This is a genomic window from Roseicyclus amphidinii (assembly GCF_030163755.1).
Classification (GTDB): domain Bacteria; phylum Pseudomonadota; class Alphaproteobacteria; order Rhodobacterales; family Rhodobacteraceae; genus Roseicyclus; species Roseicyclus amphidinii.
On record NZ_JASJOE010000144.1, the window covers coordinates 1 to 1410 of the forward strand.

General features: G+C 72.3%; 2 protein-coding genes. One reads left to right on the forward strand and one right to left on the reverse strand.

The features are described from left to right. A partial coding sequence (locus QQK83_RS19255) for a hypothetical protein (RefSeq protein ID WP_284267058.1) occupies positions 1-593 on the reverse strand: 593 nt, incomplete at its 3' end. A gap of 180 nt (positions 594-773) precedes the next feature. On the opposite strand from QQK83_RS19255, the gene QQK83_RS19260 reads away from it, so the two are divergent. Continuing rightward, complete coding sequence (locus QQK83_RS19260; protein WP_284267060.1) at positions 774-1334, forward strand: hypothetical protein; 561 nt, start codon at positions 774-776, stop codon at positions 1332-1334. Positions 1335-1410: the final 76 nt, after the last annotated feature.

Consider the following 1410-nt stretch of genomic DNA (forward strand, 5'->3'; position numbering starts at 1 on the left):
GACGGCAGGCCCGTGGCCAGCATCCGCGACAGCGCAAGCTGAAGGTCCGAGGCCCCCGCCGTGATCGCGGCAACCGTCGCCTCGTCGCCCGCGCGCTGCGCGTCGAGCAGCGCGGTGGTCGCCTGCGAGGCGGCGGCGCGCGTGGTTTCGTGCTCGGCGTTGAGCTGGACCGCCATCTCGGCGAGCCGGGCGTCGAGCGTGTCCTGCAGTTGCAGCGTGCAGGCATCGACGCCGTCTCCCAGCGCCGCGGCGTTGTCGGTCATCGCGGCCACAGCCTCGAGCTGGGCATCGAGATCGCCGACCCGCGTGGTGAAGACCGCCAGCGCCTCGATCTGGGCGGCGGTGGCGATGCGCATGTCGTCGAGGGCGCGCAGGTGAAACAGCGCGCCAAGGCCCAGCACCGAGACCGAGCCGACGAGGCAGCCGATCAGCAGCGGCCCGGTGCGGCCCGCGGCCTTGTCGAGCCGGGCCAGAGCGCCTTCGGCGCTGCGGCGCAGGGTCTGGGCTTCGCCCGCGGCGTCGGTCGCGGCTTCGGCCGCCTCGAGCGCAAGGCGCAGGGCATCGGGGCTGGCGGGGTCCGGGGTGTCGGTCATCGGGCTCTCCGGGTGAAGTGTCGCCCCGAGGGTGCAGGTTTCGTGCCAATCCGCCGCGCGGGCGGCGCGGGCGGCGGGGACGGGGAGGACGATACCGGCGTGGGCTACATTGTTCCGGGGCGGTGCCGTTACCTACCAGACACCACCACCCATCTGCCGGAGTTTCCCCCCGTGAGCCGAATGACCGATGTCCACCGCGAAGCCGCCAAACCCGCCATCGTCCAGCTGTGCCCGTCCTGCGCGGTGAACGCGCCCTTCGCGCGGGCCGAGATCGGCGACGTCATCTACGAGGTCGCCGAGATGATCGACGCCGCCGACCGGCTGGCCTTTCGCCAACTCGGGGCCGAGGACTGGATGAGCCTGAGCCGCACGCTCGAGGATGGCTGGTCGCGCATCTGCGCCGATATCCTCAACACCGATCCCGAGAACCTGCGGCATTTCCTGACGACCCACGCGGTGCGCACGCGCGGCTGGTATCGCAACGGCGAGTCCATCGTGTTCGACACGCTGGGCGTGATCTGGGCGGTCCGACGCATCAACGACCGCCGCGCCGAGGTGATCTTCGACGGCGTCGGCCCGCGCAGCGCCGATCCGTCGGTCGCCACCCATGCGGACCTGCGCGAGCAGGCCATCGAGGTGCTGATCGCGGCTTTCCCCGACCTGCGGCAGCGCTTCGCCACCGCGGTGGATCAATGGGCGGTGCGGCTGGCCAGCGGCGCGCGCGTCACCCCCGTTCTCTGAACCAGGCCGCCGCGGCTGCGATCTGGAACCGCAGCGCGCCTGCGCCCGCCGCGATGGCGCAGGCCCCAAGCGCCAG